We start from the raw sequence: 615 nt of genomic DNA on the forward strand, positions 1-615 counted from the left end.
CGCGCTCTACGACACCCATCACGGCATGACCAACGCCGTGTTCATGCCCTACGTGCTGGCCTTCAACCGTGACGCCATCGACGAGCGCATCGCCCGGCTCGCCGCCTATTGCGGCATCAAGGGCGGCTTCGACGGTTTCGCCAAGGCGATCATCAAGCTGCGCAAGGAGCTCAAGGTGCCGCATGCGCTGCCCGGCCTGATCAAGGGTCTCGACATGGACAAGAAGCGCAAGGGGCTGATCGCCGACATGGCGGTGGTCGATCCGACCGCCAGCGGCAACCCGGTCAAGCTGACCAAGAAAGGGGCACTCACGCTGCTTGAAAACGCCATCGCCGGCGCGGTGTGAGCGGCGATCGCGGCGCCGGAAATTGATCTTGAAACGAGGGGAAAGGGAAGGGGATAGGGCAAAAGGCAAGGAGCGGAATGCTTAGCCGGAAAAATAATCGCGGAGCGATTGCTACAACCGGTTAAAAAGAGTTTACTTTTTCGTACTGCGGCGTGCCGGTTTCATAAGACTTTCATCTGGCTGTCACACGAAAACGATACCGCATCGCAGGCGTCCACTGGCGTCAGTTCAACGGAGAGAACACATGTTCAAATTCACGGGGAAAGTGC

The 615-nt window shown here is 58.7% G+C and carries 1 protein-coding gene; it reads left to right on the plus strand.

Going from position 1 to position 615, the window contains the following annotated elements:
• On the plus strand, positions 1-346 hold a 346-nt coding region (locus EOA33_RS37840), incomplete at its 5' end, for an iron-containing alcohol dehydrogenase (RefSeq protein ID WP_127407852.1).
• Between the last annotated feature and the right edge of the window lie 269 nt (positions 347-615).

This window comes from Mesorhizobium sp. M4A.F.Ca.ET.050.02.1.1, assembly GCF_003997725.1.
GTDB lineage: Bacteria > Pseudomonadota > Alphaproteobacteria > Rhizobiales > Rhizobiaceae > Mesorhizobium.